Source organism: Amycolatopsis sp. SID8362, assembly GCF_010550475.1.
GTDB classification, from domain to species: domain Bacteria; phylum Actinomycetota; class Actinomycetes; order Mycobacteriales; family Pseudonocardiaceae; genus Amycolatopsis; species Amycolatopsis eburnea.
The window spans coordinates 1-1,500 of record NZ_JAAGNB010000319.1 but is presented as its reverse complement, the minus strand read 5'-3'; the positions used below and the strand labels follow the sequence as shown (position 1 = coordinate 1,500).

The 1,500-nt window shown below is 73.7% G+C and carries 2 protein-coding genes; one reads left to right on the top strand and one right to left on the bottom strand.

Annotated elements, in window-relative coordinates:
• Positions 1-278, bottom strand: a 278-nt coding sequence (locus G3I65_RS10645; RefSeq protein ID WP_163046669.1) for an exonuclease subunit SbcD, incomplete at its 3' end; no start/stop codon positions are given.
• A gap of 222 nt (positions 279-500) precedes the next feature.
• Between G3I65_RS10645 and G3I65_RS10640 the strand changes: the two genes are divergently transcribed.
• Complete coding sequence (locus G3I65_RS10640; protein ID WP_125312652.1) at positions 501-1,415, top strand: DNA recombination protein RmuC; 915 nt, start codon at positions 501-503, stop codon at positions 1,413-1,415.
• The last annotated feature ends 85 nt before the right edge of the window (positions 1,416-1,500 follow it).

Here is a 1,500-nt window from a genome sequence, read left to right as displayed (position 1 = left end):
AAGGCGCCGAGCCGGGGCGCGGAGTCGTGGTTGCCGGGCGTGACGATCAGCCGGGCCCCGGCCGCGCGGATCCGGGCGACGGCCGCGGTGGCCACCCGGACGGCCTCGGCGGAAGGCACCGCGCGGTCGTAGATGTCGCCTGCCACCAGGACGGCGTCGATCGCCTCGCCGGCCACGAGGTCGGCGAGGTGCCCGAGCACCGCTTCCTGTTCCGCGAGCAGATCGGCGCCGTGGAACGTGCGCCCGACGTGCCAGTCGGAGGTGTGCAGGAATCTCACGGGGGCCAAGGTACGACCCGGGTCCGACGAAAACCCGGAGGCTCGCCGCCGCCTCACTCGAACGTGTGTACTAACACGAGCGTGCCGGATCGGACACGCCCTGTGCGGAATCGATGTGTTCGCAGGTCAGCTACCCACAGCGACGGTTCGGGTGCGGTTTTTGTCGGTGGGGTCCGCCATGATGTCCCCGCGGTCCGATTCCGGCCGGAGGGAGGAGACGAAGTGGCGACAGTGCTGACCACCGCGGCGATCGTGCTGGCGGTTCTGCTGCTCGTCGCCGTCGCGGTGCTGTGGCGGCTGTACAACGACGGGATGCGCCGGGCGGACGCGGCGGCCCGGCTGGTGGCGGCCGAGCGCGCGAAGGCGGATCAGCAGCAGCTCGCGCTGCGGCGCTACGAGGTGGCGTTCGCGTCGATCAGCGGGCGCGGCGAGCTGGGCGAGCAGGTCCTGGTCGAGACGGCCCGCGCGCTCGGGCTGCGCGAAGACCTCCACTTCACGCTGCAGACGGACCTCGCGGGCGGCGGCGCGGCGAAACCGGACATGGTGCTGCGCGTGGGTGGCGGGCGCACGGTGCCGGTCGACGCGAAGGCGAGCATGGCGACGTGGTCGGAGGCGGTGGAGACCGACGACCCGGACGAGCGGATCGACGCGTTGCGCGCGCACGTGCGCCAGATCCGCTCCCGCGCGGCCGAGCTGGCGGGCAAGGGCTACCAGCGCTGGGCGGACGCGATCTACGGCACGATCATGTTCGTCCCCTCCGACGCGGCGGTGGTCGCGGCGCTGGACACGGACCCGGAGCTGCTGCGCTGGCTGATCGACCGCCGGGTGTTCCTGTGCGGCCCGACGGGCTTCGGCGTCCTGGCCTCGGCGGCCCTGTTCGCGGCGAGCGACCGGACCTTGGAGGCGGACGTCGAGCAGGTCCGGGCGGGGGCGGCGGCCGCCCACCGCGCGGCGGGTGGCGCGGTGGAGGCGCTGAACCTGTCGAGCACGCATCTCCAGCGGTTCCTGTCCGCCCGGCGGCGGGAGCTGGAGGCGCTGGAGACGTTCCGCTCGACGGTGGCGCCGTTGTCGGAGGCGTCGGGAAGCCCGGCGCCGGTGCCGACGGTGCGGAAGGGGGACGAACTGGCGGCCAGCTGAGACAGGGCGACATCCGGACGGCGACGCGAGTCACCGCACGCGGGCCCGTGGCAATCCGGCGCACGGCGAGCATGTTCGGCCCGGC